Origin of the sequence: Variovorax ginsengisoli (assembly GCF_030486595.1) — a bacterium.
In the GTDB taxonomy this organism is placed as follows: domain Bacteria; phylum Pseudomonadota; class Gammaproteobacteria; order Burkholderiales; family Burkholderiaceae_C; genus Variovorax; species Variovorax ginsengisoli_B.
The window spans coordinates 26703-50645 of the sequence record NZ_JAUJZH010000029.1; the positions used below are offsets into that span (position 1 = coordinate 26703).

The following is a 23943-nucleotide window of genomic DNA, read 5'->3' on the forward strand; positions in this document are numbered from 1 at the left end:
TATCTGCTCGCCGACCAAGTGGAATCTCGCAAGCACATCGCCCGCCACCTGGCGGCTTGAGCCTGCGCACACTGCAGCGCTACCAGGCCAGCGGCAATGCACCCCGGGCGGTGTACCTGGCGCTCTGGTTCGAGAGCCGCTGGGGCATGGCCGCCCTGCACACGCAGGCCTACAACGAAGCGCAGCATGCCCGCGCCTGGGTCGCCTCCCTGGAGCGCGAGTGCGAGCGGCTGCGCGGCGTCATCCGTGCGTACGAGAACGCCCAGGCCCAGCCTGCGGCCAACGCGCCGGCCTACCACTTGGTTTGAAGCACGAAGGGTGAAAGGAAGGGACATTGGGCCTGGGGTGCGTGACACCCGTCGCGCCCGTCTGGCGTCTCGGAAAACCGTCGTGAATGAAATCCGGATTCGGTGCCATGCTGGGGAGGCTGGCCATTGGACGGGGCCGTTATCACGCCTGGGTCGGGAATTGGAGGGAAATCTCAATGGAATCAACGAGTTCCTTTGCGCGCCAATACGTGGTCGCGCTACGAAACTGTCGCGAATTGAGAACTTGTTCACTTGGCGAGAAGCCAGAGGCCTAATCTGTCGGTGTGACGGCGGGCTACATTCGCTCGATGTCGTCTGCAGAACCCGCATCGCCCAAGCCCATCCGTCCGAGCTGGACCACGCTGTTGGGCGTTCTGACGGCCTTTGTCGGCCTGGGCACAGTCACCCTGCACGTGATGGGCATGGCCTCGCACCGTGCCTACATGCAGTTCTGGGGCATCGACTCCGGCGTCTTGCCCAAGACCACCGACCAGGTGCTGATCAGCGGCTACTACGCCCTCGTCAACCAATCGGCCATGGGCTTCCTCAAGATTCTGGCGAACATCGGCCTGTGGACGGTCGCAGCCGTCGGGCTTGCCGTTTATCTCTTCATTCTGCAGTCGCCGTGGGATGGGGGCATTGGCTCGGTTCTGAATCGGCTGGCCAAGCGCCCTATCTGGGTGCAGCGACTGGCGCGATACGTCGTCGGCGCACTGATGGCCGCTGCCATCCTTCCAATCCTGCTGGTTTCCTTCGTCGCGGTAATGAACCTGCCCGACGCGCTGGGCGGCGCCAGCGGCAAAGCGCACGCCGAACGTGAGGCGCGGGACTTCAAGCAGGGCTGCGAGAAATCCAAGCAGCCCTGTGTGGAGCTGAAGAAGAGCGGTGAGTCGATCGGCACAGGTTTCGTGCTGGATGGGTCGCCGGATCACATCGCGATCTTTGACGCCGAACTGCAACGCGCGCGGGTCATTCCGCGTGAGGCCGTGGAACTGATCGCGGGCAGGGCGCCGATGCCGCTCGCTTCCGAAGCGCCGTGAACCAGTCGAACTGCCTCACCTATGCCAATCGCTAAAGAGACCATCGAGATTTCGATCAAAGATGCCACGCAGTTGGCTTCGCCAAGGCTGTGGAAATGTGCAACAACAACGGGCACTGTCGCAAGTTCGATGCGGGGACGATGTGCCCAAGTTATCGCGTGACCAGGGACGAGCAACACTTGACCCGAGATGGTCCACGAAGCGGCTGATCAGCGTGTGCGCCACCAACCCGCTGGCCGGGATGCCGCCGTCCACCACGTCCGGCTCGGCCGGCTCCTGGCGGATCTGTTGGCAGCACCGGCAAGCCCACTTGCCGTAGATGTGCCGGTGTACGAAGAACTTGGCCGGGACGATGTCCAGCTTCTCGCTGACGTCCTCGCCGACGCGGTGCATGGGCCGGCCGCACTCAAGGTTCGGGCAGGTCGTGTCCTGGGGCTCGTGGCGATGCTCGACGCGCTCCAGGTGCTCGGGCAGCGCTCGGCGGCGTGGCCGGCGCGGTGGTGCCTTCGGGGTCTTGGGCGCCTCGGGAAGACCGCGCTGTAACTCGGCCAGTTGCGCCTGCAGGCTGGCCTCGTCCTCTGCCAGTGCATCCTGGAACAGGGCGCGCTGCTGGGCCGTCATGGCCTCGGTCTTCGCACCGAACTTCCAGCGCTTGAGACGGGCGAGCTCGAAGTTGACCTTCTCGAGTTTGGCGTCGCGCCAGGCGATCTCCCGCGCCTGGGCCTGCACCTGCTGATGCAACCGCGTGATCAGCGCGGCCGCCTCCGACGGCAGTTGTGCCATGTCGATGCGGTCAGTAGCGGTCTCGCCGAGCATGCTCGGCATGTTGCACGAGTCGGCACGTGCTGCGCATCGGCAGATGCGATGTCAACGGCAGCGCTGGCTCTCAGTGCCCTCACGATCGACTGATGACGCTGAGTTCGCCCAGGGCTGCCACGGCAGGCCGACCGTCAGGGCTTCGAACTGCTGCGCGGTCAGTTGCAGCGTTGCAGCCGCCGGGACATGCCCTTGTGGACGCTCCAGCCAGACGAAGCGTCCCGTGTGCAGGCGGCGCGTGGCGCACCACACACCGAAGCCGTCGTGCACGAGCAGCTTGATGCGCGTGGCGCGCAGGTTGGCGAACAAGTAGCCATGGTGCGCATGCGCCGCGCCGACGGTATTGACGACGATGTTGAGCAACCGGTCGGCGCCGGCGCGCATGTCCTGCGGCTGGGTGCATAGCCACAGCGTGTCGATGCGGATCAACGGGCCGGATCCTCAGGCGGCGCACAGCGCATCGGCCAGGGCGCGCAACTGCGCAGCGTACAGCGCGCCTGCGCTGGCAGCGCACTGGAGCTTCACGTGCAGGCCGCCGCGCTGAAGTTCGATGCGGATGTCGGGCTGCGGTGCAGGAGCGGCGATCGGCGCGGGCCGCGGCGACTCCACAGGGACGAACTGCAGGGCAGGCGCGGTGCCACCGGCCGCAGGCGCCGCGGCGCCCATGCGCTTGAGCCCGCAGCCCGTGAGCCACTTGCGTACGACGTTGGCGTTCAGGCCGTGCGCGATGGCCACGGCCGAGACCGACGCGCCGGGCTGCCGGCACTCGGCCAGGATGCGAGCCTTGAACTCGGCGCTGTGGACTCGGCGATTGGAAGTATTGAGATGCATAGGCGTCCGCCAAATTTAGGTGGACGTCATCCTCGGGAGCCGCTGGGTCAGGCGCAAGGTGGGATCGCTGGACGCTCACCCTGGTCGCGTCGAAGTTGCTTCTTGAGCACAGCCTTCCCGTACTCATTGACCCCGTGGACCTGGAACACGTTCTTTGCCAGGTCGATGCCAACAGTCGTAATCTTCATGGTGGACGCCCCTTTCGGTTCAAGTGGTTGGTGACACTTCCACTCTCGCACGTTGATGCCGACAGGTGGGGGCGCCCATCCCATTGCTTACGGACGAGCCGCCAGCTCGCCGCCGTTCAGCCATGAGGCCACGCGTTGGGGCGGCGAACAGGGCTCACTTGATCTTGACGACGACCTTGCCCTTAGCGCGGCCTGCTTCGACGTAGGCCATGGCCTCGTTGGTCGACTCGAACGGGAAGACCCGGTCCACCACAGGGCGGATGGCGCCCACATCGAAGAGACGGGTGATCTCACGCAGTTGGCTCCCGCTCGCCTTCATGAAGAGGAACGAGAAACCGACGCCGCGCCTCTTTGCCCTCCGCCTGATTCCAGAACTCAGCAGCCGCATGATCAGTTTCACGAAGCCGGGCGCCCCGCTTTCCTTTCCGAATTCGGGATCAGGCGGCCCGGAGATGGAGATGAGCTTCCCGCCGCCCTTGACCACATGGAGGGATTTTTCGAGCGCCTTGCGGTCCTGGCTGTTCAGGACCACGTCGTAATCGCGCAAGACATCTTCGAAGTCCTGCGTCTTATAGTCGATAACGATGTCTGCGCCCAGACTCTTGACGAGCGCAACATTGGTCGTGCTCGTCGTCGTGGCAACGGTTGCGCCCAGATGCTTGGCCAACTGAATGGCAAAAGTGCCTACGCCTCCGGAACCGGACTGAATGAAGACCTTCTGCCCCTTTTTCAGGTTGGCCTTCTCGACCAGTGTCTGCCATGCGGTCAAAGCCACAAGCGGAATGGAAGCCGCTTCTTCCATCGTGAGACCCTCGGGCTTGAGCGCTAGGGAATCTTCCTTGACGGGGACGAACTCAGCGAACGTACCGATGCGGAAGTCGTCCACCCGCGCATAGACCTCATCACCCAGTTTGAACTGGCGCACGCGTGGTCCGACCTTGACCACCACGCCGGCCACATCGTGACCGAGGACGAGAGGCAGACGATAGGGCAGTATGAGCTTGAATTCTCCTTCCCTGATCTTAGAGTCCAACTGGTTTACGCCAGCAGCGTGGACCTCGACCAAGACTTCATCATCGCGCAGTTCCGGCGCCGGCACATCTGCCAAGGTTAATGCGAGGTTTTTTCCATATCGCTCGAGAACAAAAGCGCGCATGTTGTTTTTCCTTGTTTTTTTGTGCTTTTTTGTGCCGAGGCTTGCGAACTGGCCAAGACGGTCACGCGGATAGCCGCCTATGCTTCGAGCCGAAGGTCTTTTCGAACCCCTGCATCTATCACCCTGGCGGGCGCAAATCTACGCAGCAGCCGCATGCGGCTGGCAAGGCCCGGGGTGTAGTGGATCTTTGGATGCGCCACCGTTGCCGCCTTCAACACGATTTCGGCGACCACGTCAGGGCCGTCCGCGCCCACTAGCGCTTCCTTGACACGTTTCGCCACGCCCTCGCGAATCTCGCGATACACGTCGAGGGGCGCATCGGGTTGCATCAGGTTTGCATCGAATGGCGTATTGATATAGGCAGGCTCTACCACCGAGACGCGAATGCCGAGCTTGCGCAGTTCATGGTCCAGCGATTCCGAATAGCCCGCGACCGCATGCTTGGTGGCGGAGTACAGCGCCATGTAAGGCAAGGGCAGGAAACCCAGCACGGAGCCGATATTGATGATGCGCCCCCTCTTTTGGCTTCGCATATGCGGCACAACCGCCCGGGTCATCCGCACCAGCCCGAAAAAGTTGGTATCGAAGATCGACTGAGCCTGCTCAATCGAGCTTTCCTCCGCGCCGGCTGCTGCCACCCCGAAGCCTGCGTTGTTGACGAGTAGGTCGATGCGGCCTTCCAACTGCATCACCTTCTGGACCGCAGCTTCGACCGACTCGTCCTTCGTCACATCAAGGGGGAGCAACTCGAACGGTCGTCGACCCGCCTGGTCTCCACGCCTGCTGGTGCCGTAAACCTTGCAGCCGGCCTTCGCAAGCCGGTGCGCGATCGCTTCGCCGATGCCCGAAGAGGCCCCCGTAACGAGCGCAACCTTATTGGCCATGTTCATGATGTTTCTCCTTGAAAGGCGCAATGTGTGTTTGGCATGATGTTCACAATATATTCTGGCGAGTGGATAGGCTGCATGATTCGGTGGGTTCAGGTGGGGGGCAGATGCTTTAATGCGGCCGCGCACAGACTGTCCGACAGTGCGGGCTCGTCGACTGCACGGGCAAGCAGCAACGTGCCCACCATGGTGGCGATGGTCACGAGTGCCCGTTCGTGGGCACTGGGCTGCCCCCAGTCAGGCGACTGACGGGCGACAAGATCGATCATTTCCTTGACGTGCCGAGTGGTCACTCGGCGGACTTCGGGCGCCTGGCGCGACGTCTCCGAGCCCAGCGCGGCCAGGGGACACCCCGTCTCCGCCTGCTCCAGGTGCTCGCGCGAGAGATAGGTACGAAGCATGGATGGCAGAGCTTGCTCGGGAGGCACGCTGGCGACAACCTCCGCCACTACGGCGGCTGAGTCAGCACACGCGCGACTCGCTGCTTCGGTGAGCATGGCTTCTCGCGATGCGAAATGAGCATAGAAGGCGCCATGGGTCAGGCCTGCCTCCTTCATGATGTCGGCAACTCCCGTGCCGTCGTAGCCGCTACGACGGATCGCCCGCGCAGCTGCCGACACGATGCGCTCGTGCGAGGCTTCCTTGGCCGCAGTTCTGATGTTGTGCTTCGAATTACGCATGATAATTATCATACATGATTCACGAAAGGTGCGCTGTGACGATTTTGGGCGAAGCCGTTAGGCGGGCGCCGCATCGCAATGCGACCAGCAAATACGGGAGCCATCATTCTTTTGGCTGAAATTCTCGCAATGAGCACGAGCATTCTGCGACTAGGCCTGTCGCCAAGAGCGACGGTCATCACGCTGCCGGCCACGCTGGCCAGCCTGGTAGGGCGACCGGGCAGGCACGACGCACTCGCACCCGAGGAGACGGTGAAGCGGCGGGCATCGTGACCGCTCCTCGGGGTCAAGTTCCAGAATGCCGTCGCGCAACGCGGACAAATCGACCACCACGGCGACGTTGACGGTCTGGCAGTTCAACGAGGTGCCATCGCCGCATCAGCATCTGGGCCTCGGGCGACGGGAGATGTCGAGGCCCTTCACGAAGTCGTCTCTGCTCTTGGGCACCACGACGCCGATCGGGACTTTTGGCGGTAGTTGGACGCGTCGGACACGACACCGCCTGATGTCCATCGTCGAAGCGAACGGCCGCTCCCAGTGCGGTCGACAGTTCGCTTTCGAGCGCCGCCGAGCTTTGAGCCTGTGTGCCATAGGCGCTGTTCCGCGGCCGGTTGGCAAGTGCTCGTCCATGACTTCTGGGATGTCGGGCTCGGACCTTCTCAACTCGATCGTGGTGGGCACCACCTGGCTGCGCGCGAGGTCGAAAGGCACCAAGGCCGCGTTGTGGGCATGCACGAAATCGGTGTTGCCGCTCCATCCCGTCACCACCACGGGAAGGCCGTAGGCCATTGCCTCCGCGATCGAGAGACCGAAGCCTTCGGAAGATGCTTGTGCATGACGGCTTCGGCGTGTGGTGCGTGGCACGCAGACTGAACGTCGGGCGCTTCGCCTGGCCACGCGAGATCGATACGGCAAAGCCGATCGTCCTGATGCAGGCGCAGTTCGATGCGCTGGTGGTCGGGTTCCTTCCGCACAACTGGCAGCCTGCTCGCTGATCTAGCCAGCAGGTCCGCAACTCACCGTCAAGGTGGATCGACTAGACGCTTGCGGTGCATCACGCGTATCGACACCATCGACCTGCAGGTTGCTTCGACGTCTCGATCAGCTCGACGATCGATCTTCCGAGCGTGGGATCTATGACAATCCGGACATGTCGATGACAAAGCGATACTTGACGTCGCTTCTGAGCATTCGCTCAAAGGCGTCATTGATTTGCGGCATCTTGATGATCTCGACATCAGAAACAATGTTGTGTTTCGCGCAGAAATCCAACATCTCCTGCGTCTCAGAAATACCGCCTATCATCGACCCAGCAATACTGCGTCGCTTACTGATGAGTCCAAAAGCCCCAGGCGGAGAATTCGGTGAGCTCGGTATCCCAACCAAGACCATAGTGCCGTTCATCTTGAGCATCGCAATAAATGGATCCAAGTCGTGGGCGACCGCGACTGTATTGAGAATGAAGTCAAAGCTGTTGCTATGAATCGCCAATTCGCCTGCATTTTCCGAAATAACGACTTCCTTGGCGCCCAGCCGCAGCGCGTCCTCGGCCTTGTTAGGCGAAGTGGTGAACAAGACAACGTGCGCGCCCAGTGCTGTCGCCAGTTTTATTCCCATATGCCCCAGCCCGCCCAACCCGACAATACCGACCTTCTGGCCTGGACCAACCTTCCAGTAACGCATAGGCGAGTAAGTAGTGATCCCCGCGCACAACAACGGCGCGACGGCAGCAAGGGCCTCTTCATGGTGTGCGATTCTTAGCACAAATCTTTCAGAAACCACGATGTGGTCCGAGTATCCGCCCAACGTATTGGCGCGCGACACTTGCTCCTGGCTGTTGTAGGTCCCCGTCATGCCGTTGTCACAATACTGTTCGAGACCTTGAGCGCAAGGCCGACAGTGCTGGCAGCTATCCACCATGCACCCCACGCCGACGATGTCACCTACTTTGAACTTTAATACGTCCGCCCCCACCTTGCTCACACGTCCGACGATTTCATGGCCAGGCACACAGGGATAAACGGACGGACCCCATTCGCTCCTTGCGGTGTGCAGATCAGAGTGGCAGACCCCGCAGTACAAGATGTCAATAGCAACATCGCGGGCTGTGGGAAACCGGCGCTCAATTGTGAACGGTTCGAGGGGGGTAGTGGCCGACTGAGCGGCATAAGCATGCGCGAGCGACAAAGCATCTCCGATGTAAAATATTATGGAATATAATTGCTAATTTTTATATCAGCTCAATACCCTTTGCTCAGAAAGATCCGTCGCACCACGCAATTCAGCGATATAGCTAAACCGCTGTGAAAGCACTGGCAAACTTGCAAGCGCATTCACAATGTGGAACATTGTTGGAATATCCTCCCAAGTGGAGCGAATGAATTCGACCTTCCCAGTGCCTGAATTAAAAGAGGTATATCGAGTTTCGGCTGAACTGACTTGTGGAGACAACACCATTTCATCGACAGCGGCTTCCCCCACTCGGCGCAGGCTAGGAATATAGCGATGATGCAGAATTCCGTCGCTTGCCGGTGAACTCGGCGGCACTCCGGCTGCTAGGTCGCTAAACGTCATTCGGATAAACTCGTGCCCCTCCCAAACAGCCGTATGGAGTCGCGCCCCTCGCAAATGTCGAGGCTCTGGCAACTCACAATACAGTTTTGAAAAACCCAATTCCTCTCGGCCAGTGAGAATTGGTTCACATCGGTTTTCCCATAGGACAGACATGAACAACCCGCGAACGGATTCGCTAGATCCGCGGTAACGCACTGGATATGAAACTGAAAGCAGCGAATAGCCTCGGCCAGCAAGCCACTCAAGTTCCCTCAAGGTCACATGTTCTACGGTGACAAGCGGTTCACCGTCTAGTTCACAATTTGGCGGCAGCAATTTACGAAGCTCAGATTCGTCCGTCAAAAAGCTGATCGAGGCTACAGTGCGTGGTGCATTTCTGAGATCAAATGTTTCCCCATTGGGCCCTTGACGGGGGCCAGGACTCGGCCCAAACACCGTTGGCATTCTGTAACGCGAGGAAATGTTTGTGCTATTTTTCATGGTTAGTAAAACAAAAGGTCTGGAGTTTTTTGAAATGAACGTTAGATGAATTGATGGAGTCTTGTTTGCCAAAAAATTGGCAGTGCTTTAGTCGCAAAAAAATTGATTTCAATCAACACCTTAATCATCAGGTACAAGGTGCGTAGTGCAAATGAGCAATAAGGGAGAATGCATGTTCCGCGCCGGCTGTTAGACCAGATAATGCTTTACGGCTTCTTCATCCCAATCCAATCCTACGCCGGGGACGTCAGGAATAAGGAGGTGGCCATCCTTGATCTCATACGGCGCCTGCAACAATGCGTTGTGCCAGTCGTTCCATTCTAACCAATGGGCCGTTTCCGACACCCGCATCATATGCGCCGAAACTTCGGGATAAACATGGGATGACAATGGCAAGCCTGCCACTCCAGCAATAGCAGCCGCTCGCGTCCATCCCGTTACGCCACCTATGCGCATTAGGTCCAGCATGACAAGATCGGATGACTTCCTTTGAATCGATTTGTATAGCTCACGCGGCCCATAGATGTTCTCTCCCATTTGCAGAGGAGTTTTGAGGTCTGCCGCTAGACGGGCATACCCATCATAATCGTCATAAAGAAGCGGCTCTTCGATCCAAATCAGCCCATAGTCATCAATCAAATGGCATCGCTGTAGAGCCTCGGCGAGGTCAAGACCTTGATTGAAATCAACCATTAAATTAGCCTCATCACCCACTGCCTCGCGGACCGCATCGAGTGTGGCGAGGTCATCAGCGATTTTTTCTCGCCCCAATCTCATCTTCAAGGTGGTAAACCCACCTTCATTCAAAAGCTCCTTGGCTTCATCGGCCGCTGCTCTTGGTTCTTGAAGCCAAAGACCATTAGTGTTGTAGCACTGGACTGAACCGACAGAGCCACCGAGCATCACGCACAACGGGAGTTGCGCGCTCTTCGAAAGAGCATCCCATGCCGCCATGTCGACACCTGAAGCAACAATCATTGAAAAACCTTCATAACCAATCAAATGAAGCGACTTCCGGACTGTATTGAATAAATCACTTGGTGACACCGTTTGGCCTTTAAGCATCAGCCCAACGTCCTCAAGAGCGGCGACCAAATAACGCAGTGACTTAATGATGTAGGGCTGCAGATAGCTGCGGCCAATAACCCCATCTTCCGTCATCAAATCAACCAGGACAATGGGCCAATCAGTAAAAGAGCCTTTCCGAGTAACAATTGGTCGTTTTAGCTGAATAACGATTGGCCTAGCGGAAATGCTCCGGATTTTTAAAGATCTGCTGATCATTGCTTTTACCTCGAGGCTGGAGTTATAAAAGAAAGTAGAGATTTTTGACAATGCTGCGATCTCTACGAAGAAATATTTTCCTAGTTAAATCGAGAAAACTTGTATCTCAGTCCGCCTCCTCCATTTAACCCGCAGCGACAATCGGGTTTCGAAGGGTTCCTAAACCGCTTGCACTGATCTCGCAGACGTCGCCGGGGACCATCCACAGTGGCGGCTTGCGTGCAGCACCCACGCCGGCAGGCGTTCCAGTGACGACAACATCACCCGGGCGCAAAGTCATAACCGCACTCAATTCGGCGACTAGCGTGGGAATATCGAAAATCAGGTCGTCCGTGTTTCCATTTTGCACTAGGTCACCATTGAGGCGAGTTTGCAACGATAGCCCTCTTGCGCCTTCGGGTAATTCATCGGCTGTCACAAGATACGGGCCAAAAGCACCAGTTCTATCAAAGTTTTTGCCGATAGTCCATTGTGGCGTCCGTGTTTGATAGTCACGCAATGAAGCATCATTGAACAATGAATAGGCAAAAACATGCTTCAGAGCGCCTTCTCTGGAAATATTTCGCCCGCCAACCCCAATCACAAAGGCGATTTCACCCTCATAGTCGAGCTGCTCAGACGTTAGAGGTCGTTCAATCGCTTCTCCATGGCCGACCAGACTTGAATTGAAACGAGAGAAAACGGTCGGATAGGTTGGCGTCACGAACCCGCTTTCGACTGAATGATCTACGTAATTCAGGCCGATGCAAATGATTTTTTCGGGTGAAAGTAACGGCGGCCTCAGTGAAACTTGGTTCAAATCTATATCTTCACCAAGTGAAAGAGCGTGCGTCAAGTTTCGGATGGCCTCCGGCCCTTTTTCCAACGCAGCTTGCAGATCGCCTAGGACACCCAATTTATCTAAGTAAATGCCTTTAAAATTCATTCCATTAACAGCCATAGCCAAGCCATCGCGACCATGCTCCGTGAAGCGTGCTATTTTCATTATCAATCCTAGTGCCGGAGTTATTAGAGAAATTTAGGAGTAAATAGATTCGATCTAATCAATAATCTTAATATCTACAGCGCCGATCCCAGAAAATTCAGCACGAATATTATTGCCCGATGAGACCGGGAGTTGACGCAGAAAAGACCCTGTCATGACAACCATGCCTTCAGTAAGCTGTCGCTGATATTTTTCCAGTCTCTGCTTCAACCACAAGATTGAATTCAGCGGATCTCCTAAGACAACTTCGCCGGCAGCGGAGTCAACCCGTGCTGCATCTTTGAACAAAGTACAGACGACTTGCCTGTAATCTTTGCCGATGCTATGCATGACAGGCTGACCTAGAACAATCCCAGTGTGCTCCGCATTGTCAGCAAATGCCACGCCCATATCTAGAACCGTCACCCTCTTCTCGATGTATTCGAAAGCCGGATAGACGAAGTCAACAGAATTGGACATATCTTCAACCGTACGGGCGCTGCTGATATTCTTGTTTAGCTGAAATGCCAATTCGCATTCAATGTGCGGCTGAATAAGCTGACCGGCGACTAAGGCGGCGCCGGACCACAGCACCTTGTTTTCGTAAATCGATCCAAATCCTGGCTCCGAAACCCCTAGCTGCTGCTGAACGGCTTTGTTGGTTGCAGCCACCTTCCAACCGAATCGACGAATTCCGTGAGCCATAAATCGATCTCCAATCTGAATTTGAATCAGACTACCCTCGTCAACAGAAAGTTGACCTTCCCATTGGGTAGGCGTTGGCGATCGTTCCCAAGCGGATTTCCAAAAAGATTCGAGTACTTCGTGATTTTTATTCATGGCCCTGGATCCTTTATTTCAACAAGCGCAACTATCTACTTATGTAGTTGTTGAGCGGGACATCCCAGATGTGCAATCAATGTTTTCGACAAAATATGAAAATATCAAAACCTTCAATTCACGTCTGAGAGATTTTCCGAGTCGATGAGCAACGCGCCAGAATCAAGAAGCGAATTAACTTGCTCCTCTGGTACTCCAATATCCGAAAGCACCTCTCGGTTGTGCTCGCCTCGGAATGCAGGGGGCCCTGGAGGCGCCAGTTCATCCTTTGAAAACCGCCACGGACGGCCAGGCAAAATGTATTCGCCGCCACGGCGGTTTGGTACACGTTCCACTGCGCGCCAATGTTTTGACCAGACTGAGTTGGTCAGGGCAGCTGCCGTGCGGATCACACCCATTGCGATTTTTGCTTCATCCAGTTGGCAATCGAGAGCTGCGATGCTCTGAAATGTGTAGAACCAGGTTTGCACTATCCGGTGTAGTTCCGTCACATTCCGCTTTCGATCTGCTGCCGTTGCAAAGCGCACATCAGACGCTAGGTCAGGTCGACGCATCGCTTTGAGAAAGAAAGGAAACGTAAGAGAACCAACTAAGCTTGCACTTAAAACGATCTGCTCACCGTTCGGGCCTTGAAAGAAAGGACAATCTGCCGCGCCCAGAATAGGGGGTTCGTCATTCAGTTCTTCCGGATTTAGGTCGAAATGTGCACGTTCGCTTGTTGCGAGCATCGTGGCAGCCATGGGAACGTCGACATGCTGACCAACACCAGTAAGGGAGCGCCGAGTCAACGCCGCCAACGCGGCGATTGCGCCCTGTAAGCCGGTATATACGTCGGCATGTGAAAGGCTATCGGTCATTGACCGCTCCAATGCTGCCCCGTAATGATCCAGACTGTTACGCGTAAATCCGGATTCTGCCTGAATTACGGGCGCATACGCCATCCTGCTAGCCCAAGGTCCGAGTTGACCATAGCCAGAGATCGATATATAGATCAAGCGCGAATTGCGCGCTGCCAAGGTCTCATAATCTAATCCCAAAAACTTCATCGTTCCAGCGCGGAAGTTCTCAACGACGACATCCGCTTCGTCACATAGCTTGAGGATGATGTCGAGCGCTCCTGGCACGTTTAAATCAATGCAGACGTTGCGCTTCCCAGCGTTTTGCTGAGCGTAGTAGCCTGACATGCCTGACGTTCTTGGATAGGCGAAGCGGGAGAGATCTTGACGTGGCGGCTCGACCTTAATCACATCGGCACCCAAATCCATCAAGGTTCGGGCGCACAATGGGCCAGCGAGCACACGCGAAAAATCCACGACTTTGATTCCACTTAGTGGGCCACTCATGGCTAGACCCCCTCGTATTTGGTGGAGCCAAGATCGCCCGCTTTGTACGCAGCAAGCCCGAACTCGACGTCTTTGGAAGCCCAGATTGGAGCCTGAATCTGGGTCATCGCTACGTCTGCGGCAGCCACTCCCTGACTCACGGAAATGCGAATTAATTGCTTAGAGGCGGAGTGAGCGACGCTAGGGCCGGCAGCTATCTCGCTAGCAATGCTCATCGTGGCCGACTGCAATCGGTCGTCTGGGACGACCAAATTCAGCAAGTTCCATCGTTCCAGGGTGGAAGCATCGTATCGACGTCCAAGAATCGCCATTTCACTTGCGCGCAATGCACCGGCACGCTGGCTAATCCGCTGGATGGCGCCCATCAAAGGATGCAGGCCGACGACCACTTCAACGCAGCCGAATTTTGCCGATTCTGAAGCGATGATGTAGTCGCATGCCGTTGCCAATTCCAACCCGCCGCCCACGCAGATGCCATGCACACTAGCAATCACCGGCAATCGACATGACTCGAACCGTGTGAGAAAACCAGGAAGATCATAAGGTGGTGCGTGCCCTGCGATAGCGGCGCTCCGCACGTCGTACAAATAGTCGACGTCCCCACCAGCAGAGAAGTTTTTTAGGCCGCTGCGCAGGATTACCGCTCGTGATCCCGCAGACTCTGCGGCGGCCAGGCCATCCAGTACCGCGTCCAAAAACGCAATGCTCATGAAATTGTGAGGGCGTGCCTCCATTGTCAAAATGGACACCGGGCCCTCAACGCTATGCTTGATCAAATCATTCATAATTTTGCTTCTTTCTGACATACGTTGGATATTTTTAAAATAACATTGCATTTGGAGCCACCACTGGGCCGCCGCCCCCAGAGAAAGAGGTTTCCAGTAAGCTGTATTTTAAAAGTGCTACTGCGGTTGCAATTTGAACTTTACCGCCGTGTCTGCGTACTGCTTGATGGCTGACGCGTAGAAGGCATCAGCCTCTTTTAGCGACATACCGAATGGTTTGGCAGCACTATCCTTGGCAAACTTCTGAAACTCAGGCGTTTCGAGTGCCTTGCGGATTGCAAGGTTTAACTTTTCCGCAACGCTCTCAGGAATATCCCGCTTCGCCATAATCACAGTCCATGAAGAATATTCAAAGGAGCGATCCCGCCCTTCTGAAAGAAGTGCGACATCGGGAATTTCGGCATTCCGCTGCGTTGAAGCAATACCGATTGCAACAATTCGCCCCTCTTTGATCATGGAAACGCTGTTGGCCGCTACTGGCAAGAATGCCAAGTCCACATGATTTCCAATAAGGTCTTGGATAATCGGCGCTCCGCCCTTGTATGGCACTCCTGTTATTCGCATTCCAGCGAACTGTGCAAAATCTTCACTAGCCAAATGCGACAGTGATCCAAGACCTTGATGCGCTATAGACAACCCGCCCTGTAATGATTTGCTCAATTCAATCAGGTCTTTGAGTTGTTTTCCTGCAAGGCCCGGCCGGGCCACAAGCATGAAATCGCCGCGAGCTAATGGAGTGATCAATCTAAAGTCGCTTGCCTTGTATTGGGCGGATGCCAGCACGAGTGGCGCGAGAATCAGATCGTTTGCGTGGGCAAGCAGCGTGTATCCGTCCGACGACGCTCTCGCGACGTTCATGGCGCCAATAGCACCACCTACGCCCGGAAGGTTTTCAACTACGACGGGTTGCCCAAGCGAGTTTTGAAGCGACGGGAGAATTTGTCTGACGACTCCGTCCACTCCACCTCCGGCTGGAAACGCCACCTTTACCACTACTGGCTTCGACGGATATGGCTCACTACCAGCGCTGATCTGCGGCAAAGAGAAGGCTGTTGCGATCAGGCTAAGAATGACCGCCTTTAACCATGCTGAAATATTGCTCCCGACCGGCAGAGTGAGCGGATGATGGATTAACACTTTTGTCTCCTGAGCATGTTGGATTTCGGTTTGACCCAGAGGTCCAACCGTCAGACATCGACTTACGGCCACCTCCAACTCATCCAAGGTCGGATGATGTTCGGTTGCGTTCGCCGATTGTCGATATTACCTGTGAATATTTATATTTTCAACGGATTTTTGCGTCCATCCTGCGAAGTCCCTGTTTCACCAGGTCGCCACCCGCCTGTGTCGAACGTGTGAGGGCGTAGACGGCGGAGCCCGTCGCGCAGTCCAGCCCACTCGCTAGTGCAGTGCGCCACTCTGTGCTGTACTTATCCCGCAGCGGCAATGAGAGCGGGCTTGGCCCGCGTGACCTTGGCCAGGATGTCGCAGGCGCGTGCGGTCCAGATGAACGGCTTCGGTTCGACGTTGTGATGGGCGAGTCGCACCCGACCACCTCCGTCCGCAGCAACCTGTTCGGCATGGTCGACATGGTCGGCATGGCGATCGCCATGCTGACCACCGCGGCGCTGATCGTCCAGCTCTCGGGCGGCAAGGCGATCGGCATGGCCTGGGTGCTGCTGGGCGTGGTGGTCGGCGGCGGCTGCCGCGCCTAGCGCGCCGAGACGGTCGAGATGACGCAGATGCCCGAGCTGGTGGCCTTCTTCCACAGCATGATCGGCCTGGCGGCGGTGTTCATCGCGGTGGCCGCGGTGGTCGAGCCCTGGGCCTTCGGCATCACGCCGACGCCGGTGGCGGCCGCGGTCGGCGTGCAAACGCCCGAGGGCGCCGCGATCATCGACGGCTTCCTGCGCTATGCCATTCCGGCCGGCAACCGGCTCGAACTGTTCCTGGGCGCGGCCATCGGCGCGATCACCTTCAGCGGCTCGGTGATCGCCTTCGGCAAGCTCTCGGGCAAGTACAAGTTCCGCCTGTTCCAGGGCGCGCCGGTGCAGTTCAAGGGCCAGCACATGCTCAACCTGGTGCTGGGCCTGCTGACCATCGCGCTGGGCCTGGTCTACATGGCGACCGAGAGCTGGGCGGCCTTCCTCGCGATGCTGCTGCTGGCCTTCGTGATGGGCGTGCTGATCATCATCCCGATCGGCGGCGCCGACATGCCGGTGGTGGTGTCGATGCTCAACAGCTACTCGGGCTGGGCGGCCGCGGGCATCGGCTTCAGCCTGAACAACGCGATGGTGATCGTGGCCGGTTCGCTGGTGGGCTCCTCGGGTGCGATCCTGAGCTACATCATGTGCAAGGCGATGAACCGCTCGTTCTTCAACGTGATCCTGGGCGGCTTCGGCGGCGAGGCGGCCACCGCCGGCGGCGCGGCCAAGGAGCAGCGCCCGGTCAAGAGCGGCAGCGCCGACGACGCGCCTTTCGTGCTCAGCAACGCCGAGACCGTGATCATCGTGCCGGGCTACGGCCTGGCGGTGGCGCGCGCCCAGCACGCGGTGAAGGAACTCGCGGCCAAGCTCACCGAGCATGGCGTGACGGTCAAGTACGCGATCCATCCGGTGGCGGGGCGCATGCCGGGCCACATGAACATGCTCTTGGCCGAGGCCGAGGTGCCCTACGACCAGGTGTTCGAGATGGAGGACATCAACGGCGAGTTCGGCCAGGCCGACGTGGCGATCATCCTGGGCGCCAACGACGTGGTGAACCCGGCCGCGCTCACCAAGGGCATGCCGATCCTGGAGGCCTACAAGGCCAAGACCGTGATGGTCTTCGGCGACGCGAAGAAGGTGGTCGAGGACATGGCCAAGGCGATCGACTCGTAGCTTCATCGTTTCATCCGTGCAAACCACATCACCGTTGCCGCGCCAGACACATGGCCAAGCCCAGGAGACCGTCAAATGACCGCCCCTTCCTCGAATTCCGTGCTGGAGCTGGTCAGTACCCAGTCCACCCGCAAGATTTTGGAGGCGGTCCTGCCCAAATTCGAAAAGCAGAGCGGCGTGCGGATCTCGGCGTCCTACATCGGCGTGTCGGCCATCAAGAGAACGGGAACCCGCGAGATTGCAGCGGATGTCTTTTTGGGACCCAGCGAGATCGTGGACCAGTACGCTGCGGAGCGTCAACCGGCCTCGATGAAGCGCTGTGCCGTGGCACTGTCGCGCAGCGGCGCCGCCTTTCGTCCTGAAGTCCGCATCGGCGGTGGTGTACTCGGACGGCATCAGCGGAGAGCACCTCGTCAATGTGTTGCGAAAGTACGGGCTGAGCGAAGCCGTTGCACGGAAGCGCGTGATCCCCGAGCCGGGAGGATCGGCGGCGACCCTCGTGGCCTCAGGAGCTGCTGAATTGGGTATTCAACAGATCAGCGAAATGATCGGCGTACCAGGCGTGACCATTCTCGAGTTGCCCGAGGAGTTCAAAAGACAGGCCGCTTATGACGCCATCGCTGTCGACCGGCGCCCACAGGGAAGTCAGATCGCAGCGCTGCTGGAATTTTTAGGGTCTCAGCAATTTCAGGGTGCGCTAGCCCGGTTCGGTCTGCAACCCGTGCAGATCGCTTTGGGTAGCAGGCGGCGGCCAAGGGGGATCGTGTGACGCCCTTGCGGGCAGCTGCATCCGGCGACCCAAGCTTAGAGCCGGGACGCCTCACGTCTAAGGCGTGTGTTGCGGCTCCCTGTCTTGGCTGGGGCAAGCGGATCGCCACCACGGCCCAGCACCTCGGGGTCCGCAACTTCTTGCGTACTGCCCCGCACGACCAGGGAAGGCGCCGAAATGGAGCGGTAGGGCGGAAGCGGCGTCGCCCGCTGCCGCAACTGATGCAAGAACCACAAGCCGCAGGAGGTGGCCATTTCAGACACCGGAAGGCTGATCGTCGTCAAGCCAGCGCCCCACCAGCCGAATCCGGCCTCGTCGCCGAAGCCCACCACCGAGAGGTCCTCGGGCACGCGAATCCCCATGGCAATGCATTCGTTGACGACGGCGTGCGTGTGCCGCACACCAGCGATCACAACGGCCGACGGAGGGCGCTCCAGCCGCAGCAGGCCGCCAAGGCCTGCGCCGCTCGCCATCTCGTCGTCGGGTGCGCCACACAACTCCAGTGCGGGATCATGACTGGCGCTCAGCGCCAGTGCATCGCGGTAGCCCTTCAATCGCGCGGCGCCTGTCGGCAAATCCATCGGCGGGCCGATGTATGCGATGCGCCGGTGACCAAGCTGCAGGAGATGTTCCACAGCCAGACCCAAGGCCCGGACGTCATCCATCCCAAACCACTGCTTCCCCAAACTGGTGTGCTCGCGCAGCAACTGAATGTGTGGCATGGTCTGCAGAAGCTTTGCTGTCGCAGGCAGCGGCCGCGCGCAGGGCACCAGAATCATCCCGGCGACATTGGCGCTTACAAGTTCGCGGACGTGTCTCAACTCGGCGGCCCGATCGTCGTCCGACTCGGACAGGGTCAGTTGGAACCCCTCCTGCTCCAAGCACTTGGATAGCGCGTGGGCAATCGTCGAGTAGAAATTGTTGCGCACGTCGGGGACGATCAGCCCCACCAAGTTGCTCGACACTCCGCGCATCATGCGAGCGGCCCGATTGGCCACGTAGCCGATCTCGCCTGCGACCTCCTGAACCCGCTGCTTCATGGCCGCGCTGATGCGGGAGTCATCCGCCAGCGCTCGGCCAACAGTCGAAGCCGACACGTTCAGCCGCGCGGCAATGTCCTTAATCGTTACCACGGAAAGCCCCACCAAGTAAGCGGTGACGATAGCATGCCGCTGCGCGCGTCTGTGGCAAAGGCTTGCACGGGTGAACCGGAGGTCTCCACCAGATCCGTCGACACATCGTCAGTGTGCTTCGGCGACGACCGGATTGCGCAGCACGCCGATAGCCGGAATCTCGACCTCGATCACATCGTCGACGCTGATAGGACCGACGCCGGCCGGCGTGCCCGTCATGATCAGGTCGCCTGGCAGCAGTGTCATGTATTTCGACAGGTAGGCGACCAAGAACGGTACGGAAAACACCAGGTCCCGGCTGTTGCCGTCCTGGCGTACGGTTCCATTGACGCGTGTGATGATCCGCTGGTCTGCCGGATCCAGACCCGTCACGATCCAGGGGCCGATGGGGCCGAAGGTGTCATAGCCCTTTCCGGCCAAGAGGCAGCCGAAGCTGCTCTCGCGCCTCTGCAGCACGCGGTCGCTGATGTCGTTGCCGCAGGTGTAGCCGAAAACGTGGCCCAGTGCGTCGGCCTCCGTGACATGACGCGCCGTCTTGCCCATCACCACTGTGAGCTCACCCTCGAAGTGAATGTTTTCGCCATGGGACGGATACACAATCGCATCCTCGTGGCCGACGACGCAGGTGCTCGGCTTCATGAAAACGACCGGGATCTCAGGCACGGCCTTCTGCGATTCCTGCGAATGGGCCCTGTAGTTGTAGCCAAGGCCGAAGATGCGCGGTTGTGCCACCGGTGGCAGCAGGCGGACCGCATCGAGGCGGTCTCGCTCTCCGCTCTTGACGATTCCCTCGAAGGGGGAGCCAACCAGGCGTTCCAACACGCCGTCTGCCAAGACGCCGTAGTGCGCCTGGCCTTCTCTTTCGTACCTCACGACAGTCAGTGAACTCATGTCATCTCCTGTGCAAACGTTGGCATTTTTAACGCCATAAGACCAGGTTTCTTACTAGGGTAAACCCCAGAGCATCTCTGCTATTGACAAACGAAATGACCATGCCAACAATTGCGCTAACGTTAGCACAAGGAGACAAGACAAATGATTCGAAACCCAACAGTGGCGAGCCGCCAAGCCATCAACTGCACCCAGCGAATTCGCTGCGCTCACCGGGCGTGCGCTGAGGGAGCAAAAGGGTGAGCGCTTCGCTGCTGCTCCAGTCGGGCATCGGGGGCCTGCTGCTTGGCGGTATCTACGGCCTTCTTGCGATGGGGCTGAGCCTCAGCTGGGGTCTGCTGAGACTGGTCAACCTGAGCCACTTTGCCCTCGCGTTCCTGGGCGCGTACCTGACCTACCAATTCGGGGCCCAGTTCGGCTGGCCGGCGTACGCGTCATTGCTCATCATCGTTCCCGCCTTCTTCGTGGTCGGCCTGGCGCTCCACACGATATTCGTCCGCTTCGACGTCAGTGAGTTTGCCTCGATGCTCGTGACCTTCGGTGTCACCGTGCTGATCGAGTCCCTGATCCAATGGATCTGGTCGGCGGACTTTCGCAAGTACGAGACTCCCTACGCGCAAGAGTCAATCCGGCTTGGGCCCTTGTTCATTCCGGTGCTCGAACTCACGGCATTCGCCAGCGCTGCGCTGCTCGCAATCGCAGCCTGGCTGGCGTTGCATCGCACGTTGCTCGGGCGCGCGCTACGGGCCGCTGCCCATGACGGCCCCATCGCGGCGGCCTTCGGGATCAATGCCCGTCAGCTGTCATACGGCTTGGCCGGACTGTGTTCCGCCTCTGCTGGCGTGGCGGGCGTGTTCATCGCTCTGACCTCCACGTTGGCGCCGTCGCAGATCGAAGCCTGGATCGGCGTGGTATTTGCCGTCGTCATCATCGGCGGTCTGGCAAATCCACTTGGCGCGCTGGCAGCAGGCATGCTGATTGGCGTTGCGGAGGCCATCACGATGGCGACGGTCAATCCCGCCTGGGCGCCCCTGGTCGCGTTCTCCATCCTCATCGCGTTGTTGCTCTGGAAGCCGAAATGGCTGTGAATTCCATGACCGTCAAAGCGGCCGTCGGCCTTCTTGGGGCAGCGCTGATTGCGTTGCCTTACGCGGGAGCCCCCGACTTCTATCTGTCGTATCTGTACGTCATCTTCTTTTGGGTGGCGTTGGCCACGAGCTGGGGAATCCTGAGCGGCTACGCCGGCTACTGGAGCTTTGGCCACGCGGCCTTTTTCGGCACCGGCATCTATGCGGCAGGCGGGATGTCCGTGAAGTTGGGGCTGCCCTACCTTCTGACGATTCCGCTGGCAGCGGCTCTGGCCGCTGGGCTGGCGGCCTGCATCGGCGCGGTGGTGTTTCGCATCCACACGCTCCGCGGCGAGTTCTTCGCGTTGCTATCCCTGTCGGTGACCTACGTCCTGGCTGCGATCGTGTCGAACACCCCAATCGATGGCGGCGCCGGCGTGAACCTCAGCGGCGTGCCAATGCCGACACTCGGCACCTCGATTCCCGGCGCGATCTATTTGCTGGGCCTGGCAGTGGCGGTGATCGCTCTGCTGGTGTCCCGCGGCATTCTGTCTTCGCGCTTTGGGCGCGGTCTGCTGGCCATACACGACGACGAGGACGTGGCCGAGGTGAAAGGCGTGCCCACATTCCGCTACAAGGTCGGCGCCTTCGCCATCTCGGCTGCCATCGCCGGCGCCGCAGGCGCCGTGCAGGCGGGCTACGTGGGCTACGTCACCGTGGGGGAGACGTTCTCGATCACGGTGCCCCTCTACGTCGTGCTGATGAGCATTTTGGGCGGGGCCCGGCATTGGGTGGGGCCGGCAGTGGGCGCGACCCTGATTACCGTCGCGCTCAGCCTGTTCGTCGGTGGCAGCCACGCCGAGCTGGGGCGCGCCGGAGTCGCGCTCGCATTGATCGTGGTCATCCTGTTCTTGCCTGAAGGCATCGCGCCACGACTGCTGCGCAAGTTGCGCAGCCGTGCTCAGCCGGCGGCGGCGTCAGCCGAGGAGCCACTGCGCCAGTCGATCGACGCCCACGCGCCGGGCGGTACGCTGCTGGAGTGCGAGGACGTCACCAAGCTCTTTGGCGGCCTGCGGGCGCTCGGCGGTATTTCCCTCTCAGTTCGCCGCGGCGAAATCCTGGCGCTGGTTGGCCCCAATGGTTCCGGAAAGTCGACGCTCATCAACATGATCAGCGGTCACTTTCCGATGACGTCCGGGAGCATCCGACTGGATGGACAGTCTCTCGAGACGCTGGAGCCGCATAGGGTCGCCGCGCGCGGCATTGCGCGTACCTATCAAATCCCAAGGCTGTTCGAGCACATGACGGTGCTGGAGAATGTGCAGCTGTGCGCAGCATTCGGCCAAGACGTCAAGGCGCTCAATGCGGCAGACTCCGCCTTGCACTGGCTCGACTTCATGGGCTTGGCGGAGAAGGCGCACGAACTGCCGGCGTCGCTGAATCTCCACGAACGCAAGTTCGTCGAGTTCGCGCGTGCGCTGGCCGCAAAACCCAAGCTGCTGCTGCTGGATGAGGTTCTTTGCGGGTTGACGCCAACTGAAGTCGACCAGGCCATCGACCTGATCCGCCGCATCCGCGCCGCCGGAACCACCATTGTGTTCGTGGAGCACGTGATGCGCGCGGTGGTGGCCCTTGCCGACCGGGTTGCCGTGCTCGACCAGGGACGGCTGCTGGCACTCGGCCAGCCAGAGGCAACGATGCAGGATCCCAAGGTCATCGATGTCTACTTGGGAGCCGCCCATGCTGCTTGATCTTCTCAATGTGCACGTGTCGTATGGCGACGCTCCCGCAATCTGGGATGCCAGCATGCACATCGATGCGGGCCAAGTGGTGGCGGTGCTGGGCCCTAACGGTGCTGGCAAGAGCACGCTGATCAACGCCATTGCGGGCGTCCTTCGGCCGCGCCAGGGGAAGGTGCTCATTGACGGCGTCGACATTGCGTCCGCACCGAGTCACCGGGTGTGCGACCACGGCATCGCCATCGTACCGGAGGGGCGGCGCCTGTTCGCCGACATGACGGTGCAAGACAACCTTGAGCTTGGCGCCTATCGCAAGGGTGCACGGGCGTCGAGCCGCGAGACGATGGAAGAGGTTTTTTCGCTATTGCCGGTGTTGAAGGAACGACGCCAGCAGATCGCAGGCTCGATGTCCGGCGGACAGCAACAGATGGTCGCGATCGGGCGGGCACTCATGGCACGACCGCGTCTGCTGCTGATGGACGAGCCTTCTCTGGGCCTTTCGCCGCTCATCGTCTCGGAGATGTTCAAGATCATCCGACGCATCAACGAGCGCGGCGTGGCAGTGATGCTGGTCGAGCAAAACATTCACCAGGCGTTGGAAGTCGCGCACCACGCGTACGTGATCGAGCAGGGCCGGATCGTGACTTCCGGCAGGCCCGCCGCCCTGTTGAGTGACCCGAAGATCAAGGAGGCATATCTTGGCGTCTGATAGTTCCCTCAATGGCAATGTGCCGTCTGACCTGAATCGCATCGTGACGGGACAGCGCCAGGACGGCGGCGGCCATGTTGTCATGCACTCGGTGCCGCCCCGGACAGACGTGTTCAAGCACATCCCGGGCATGGTGTCGCGTTTGGTCTGGGCGACGCCCGCCGCGCCGACGCTTCCCTTTGACGGCGAAGATCCGACTGTTGACGTCGCAAGCTTTGTACCTGCCCCCGGCGAAACCCGGCTACTGGTCGTCACGTTTCCACCAGACAGCGTTTTCGCCGCCGCGGATTTCAACGGCCAAGCGGCGTTTGAAGAGAACCTCGCGATCAGCCCCGGCTTGGCGGAGCGATTCGAGCCCGACGGCATGCACGAGACCCCAACCGTCGACTACGGCATCTTGCTCGACGGAGAGCTGTGGCTGGAGCTCGACGACGCGGTGCAGACCCACCTGGAGCCGTTCGACATCGTGGTCCAGAACGGTACACGCCACGCATGGCGCAACAAGTCCGACCGACCTGCGACCGTGGCTTTCGTGCTCATCGGTGCGCGCCAAGCGGCCAAGTAACACCCAACGACATCA

The 23943-nt window shown here is 59.1% G+C and carries 26 protein-coding genes and 3 pseudogenes; 11 read left to right on the forward strand and 18 right to left on the reverse strand.

Annotated elements, in window-relative coordinates:
• Positions 1-56 precede the first annotated feature (56 nt).
• Positions 57-308 (forward strand): hypothetical protein, encoded by a 252-nt coding sequence (locus QZH52_RS30095; RefSeq protein ID WP_301814640.1) that lies wholly within the window; start codon positions 57-59, stop codon positions 306-308.
• A gap of 284 nt (positions 309-592) precedes the next feature.
• Complete coding sequence (locus QZH52_RS30100; RefSeq protein WP_301814641.1) at positions 593-1348, forward strand: hypothetical protein; 756 nt, start codon at positions 593-595, stop codon at positions 1346-1348.
• Positions 1349-1651: 303 nt separating this feature from the next.
• Here the strand turns inward: QZH52_RS30100 and QZH52_RS38890 are convergent.
• The 7 genes and pseudogenes from QZH52_RS38890 to QZH52_RS30135 form a co-directional block, all read right to left on the reverse strand.
• Positions 1652-2173 (reverse strand): annotated as a pseudogene (locus QZH52_RS38890) (IS66 family transposase zinc-finger binding domain-containing protein); the annotation flags it as partial.
• 42 nt (positions 2174-2215) lie between these two features.
• On the reverse strand, positions 2216-2593 hold the full coding sequence (tnpB, locus tag QZH52_RS30110) for an IS66 family insertion sequence element accessory protein TnpB (RefSeq protein ID WP_301814644.1): 378 nt from the start codon (positions 2591-2593) through the stop codon (positions 2216-2218).
• A gap of 12 nt (positions 2594-2605) precedes the next feature.
• Positions 2606-2995: an IS66-like element accessory protein TnpA gene (gene tnpA, locus QZH52_RS30115; RefSeq protein ID WP_301814646.1), complete on the reverse strand. Its 390-nt coding sequence runs from the start codon at positions 2993-2995 to the stop codon at positions 2606-2608.
• An 80-nt stretch (positions 2996-3075) separates the two neighbouring features.
• A pseudogene (locus tag QZH52_RS30120) lies at positions 3076-3183 on the reverse strand (IS110 family transposase); the annotation flags it as partial.
• A gap of 154 nt (positions 3184-3337) precedes the next feature.
• Entirely contained in the window at positions 3338-4339 is a 1002-nt protein-coding gene (locus QZH52_RS30125; protein ID WP_301814647.1) for an NADP-dependent oxidoreductase, read from the reverse strand.
• Positions 4340-4416: 77 nt separating this feature from the next.
• Positions 4417-5229 (reverse strand): oxidoreductase, encoded by an 813-nt coding sequence (locus tag QZH52_RS30130; protein ID WP_301814649.1) that lies wholly within the window; start codon positions 5227-5229, stop codon positions 4417-4419.
• An 89-nt stretch (positions 5230-5318) separates the two neighbouring features.
• Positions 5319-5918, reverse strand: a complete 600-nt coding sequence (locus QZH52_RS30135) for a TetR/AcrR family transcriptional regulator (protein ID WP_301814650.1) — start codon at positions 5916-5918, stop codon at positions 5319-5321.
• 117 nt (positions 5919-6035) lie between these two features.
• Here QZH52_RS30135 and QZH52_RS30140 point away from each other — a divergent pair, with 117 nt between their 5' ends.
• Positions 6036-6179 (forward strand): hypothetical protein, encoded by a 144-nt coding sequence (locus QZH52_RS30140; protein ID WP_301814651.1) that lies wholly within the window; start codon positions 6036-6038, stop codon positions 6177-6179.
• A gap of 105 nt (positions 6180-6284) precedes the next feature.
• Here the strand turns inward: QZH52_RS30140 and QZH52_RS38715 are convergent, their stop codons facing one another.
• Entirely contained in the window at positions 6285-6695 is a 411-nt protein-coding gene (locus QZH52_RS38715; protein ID WP_436411647.1) for a hypothetical protein, read from the reverse strand.
• Between QZH52_RS38715 and tnpB (QZH52_RS30150) the strand changes: the two genes are divergently transcribed.
• Positions 6695-6901, forward strand: a complete 207-nt coding sequence (tnpB, locus tag QZH52_RS30150) for an IS66 family insertion sequence element accessory protein TnpB (RefSeq protein ID WP_301814653.1) — start codon at positions 6695-6697, stop codon at positions 6899-6901. The two genes, QZH52_RS38715 and tnpB (QZH52_RS30150), sit on opposite strands and share 1 nt — an antisense overlap.
• 139 nt (positions 6902-7040) lie before the next feature.
• Here tnpB (QZH52_RS30150) and QZH52_RS30155 read toward each other — a convergent pair whose 3' ends face one another.
• The 8 genes from QZH52_RS30155 to QZH52_RS30190 all read right to left on the reverse strand — a co-directional run bounded on the left by QZH52_RS30155 (position 7041) and on the right by QZH52_RS30190 (position 15313).
• Positions 7041-8093 carry an NAD(P)-dependent alcohol dehydrogenase gene (locus tag QZH52_RS30155; RefSeq protein WP_301814655.1) on the reverse strand — a complete coding sequence of 351 codons (1053 nt, stop codon included), beginning with the start codon at positions 8091-8093 and terminating at the stop codon, positions 7041-7043.
• A 48-nt stretch (positions 8094-8141) separates the two neighbouring features.
• On the reverse strand, positions 8142-8960 hold the full coding sequence (locus QZH52_RS30160) for an acetoacetate decarboxylase family protein (protein ID WP_366919337.1): 819 nt from the start codon (positions 8958-8960) through the stop codon (positions 8142-8144).
• 189 nt (positions 8961-9149) lie between these two features.
• Entirely contained in the window at positions 9150-10295 is a 1146-nt protein-coding gene (locus QZH52_RS30165; protein ID WP_301814656.1) for an enolase C-terminal domain-like protein, read from the reverse strand.
• Between the two features lie 73 nt (positions 10296-10368).
• Positions 10369-11229 carry a fumarylacetoacetate hydrolase family protein gene (locus QZH52_RS30170; protein ID WP_301814657.1) on the reverse strand — a complete coding sequence of 287 codons (861 nt, stop codon included), beginning with the start codon at positions 11227-11229 and terminating at the stop codon, positions 10369-10371.
• A 54-nt stretch (positions 11230-11283) separates the two neighbouring features.
• Positions 11284-12048 carry a 2-keto-4-pentenoate hydratase gene (locus QZH52_RS30175; protein ID WP_301814658.1) on the reverse strand — a complete coding sequence of 255 codons (765 nt, stop codon included), beginning with the start codon at positions 12046-12048 and terminating at the stop codon, positions 11284-11286.
• 113 nt (positions 12049-12161) lie between these two features.
• Positions 12162-13391 carry a CaiB/BaiF CoA transferase family protein gene (locus QZH52_RS30180; RefSeq protein WP_301814660.1) on the reverse strand — a complete coding sequence of 410 codons (1230 nt, stop codon included), beginning with the start codon at positions 13389-13391 and terminating at the stop codon, positions 12162-12164.
• A 2-nt stretch (positions 13392-13393) separates the two neighbouring features.
• Positions 13394-14176 carry an enoyl-CoA hydratase/isomerase family protein gene (locus QZH52_RS30185; protein ID WP_301814662.1) on the reverse strand — a complete coding sequence of 261 codons (783 nt, stop codon included), beginning with the start codon at positions 14174-14176 and terminating at the stop codon, positions 13394-13396.
• 117 nt (positions 14177-14293) lie between these two features.
• A complete protein-coding gene (locus QZH52_RS30190; RefSeq protein ID WP_301814663.1) occupies positions 14294-15313 on the reverse strand; it encodes a tripartite tricarboxylate transporter substrate binding protein in 1020 nt (339 codons plus the stop codon).
• Between the two features lie 395 nt (positions 15314-15708).
• Between QZH52_RS30190 and QZH52_RS30195 the strand changes: the two are divergent.
• The 3 genes and pseudogenes from QZH52_RS30195 to QZH52_RS30205 all read left to right on the forward strand — a co-directional run bounded on the left by QZH52_RS30195 (position 15709) and on the right by QZH52_RS30205 (position 17824).
• Positions 15709-17055 (forward strand): annotated as a pseudogene (locus QZH52_RS30195) (NAD(P)(+) transhydrogenase (Re/Si-specific) subunit beta).
• Between the two features lie 75 nt (positions 17056-17130).
• Positions 17131-17574, forward strand: a complete 444-nt coding sequence (locus QZH52_RS30200) for a hypothetical protein (RefSeq protein WP_301814736.1) — start codon at positions 17131-17133, stop codon at positions 17572-17574.
• Positions 17474-17824, forward strand: coding sequence for a molybdate ABC transporter substrate-binding protein (locus QZH52_RS30205; protein WP_301814727.1), 351 nt, complete (start codon positions 17474-17476; stop codon positions 17822-17824). Before QZH52_RS30200 ends, QZH52_RS30205 begins: the two co-directional genes overlap by 101 nt.
• A gap of 35 nt (positions 17825-17859) precedes the next feature.
• Here QZH52_RS30205 and QZH52_RS30210 read toward each other — a convergent pair whose 3' ends face one another.
• Complete coding sequence (locus QZH52_RS30210) at positions 17860-18957, reverse strand: LacI family DNA-binding transcriptional regulator (RefSeq protein ID WP_301814664.1); 1098 nt, start codon at positions 18955-18957, stop codon at positions 17860-17862.
• 108 nt (positions 18958-19065) lie between these two features.
• Entirely contained in the window at positions 19066-19848 is a 783-nt protein-coding gene (locus tag QZH52_RS30215) for a fumarylacetoacetate hydrolase family protein (protein ID WP_301814665.1), read from the reverse strand.
• 239 nt (positions 19849-20087) lie between these two features.
• Here QZH52_RS30215 and QZH52_RS30220 point away from each other — a divergent pair, with 239 nt between their 5' ends.
• Genes QZH52_RS30220 through QZH52_RS30235 form a run of 4 tightly spaced genes read left to right on the forward strand, consistent with a single transcriptional unit; the run spans position 20088 to position 23928 of the window.
• On the forward strand, positions 20088-20936 hold the full coding sequence (locus tag QZH52_RS30220) for a branched-chain amino acid ABC transporter permease (RefSeq protein ID WP_301814666.1): 849 nt from the start codon (positions 20088-20090) through the stop codon (positions 20934-20936).
• A complete protein-coding gene (locus tag QZH52_RS30225; protein ID WP_301814667.1) occupies positions 20927-22666 on the forward strand; it encodes a branched-chain amino acid ABC transporter ATP-binding protein/permease in 1740 nt (579 codons plus the stop codon). Before QZH52_RS30220 ends, QZH52_RS30225 begins: the two co-directional genes overlap by 10 nt.
• A complete protein-coding gene (locus tag QZH52_RS30230) occupies positions 22656-23363 on the forward strand; it encodes an ABC transporter ATP-binding protein (protein WP_301814669.1) in 708 nt (235 codons plus the stop codon). The genes QZH52_RS30225 and QZH52_RS30230 overlap by 11 nt, the downstream gene beginning before the upstream one ends.
• The gene (locus QZH52_RS30235; RefSeq protein ID WP_301814671.1) at positions 23353-23928 is read left to right on the forward strand and encodes a cupin domain-containing protein; all 576 of its coding nucleotides are present in this window, start codon (positions 23353-23355) and stop codon (positions 23926-23928) included. Before QZH52_RS30230 ends, QZH52_RS30235 begins: the two co-directional genes overlap by 11 nt.
• Positions 23929-23943: the final 15 nt, after the last annotated feature.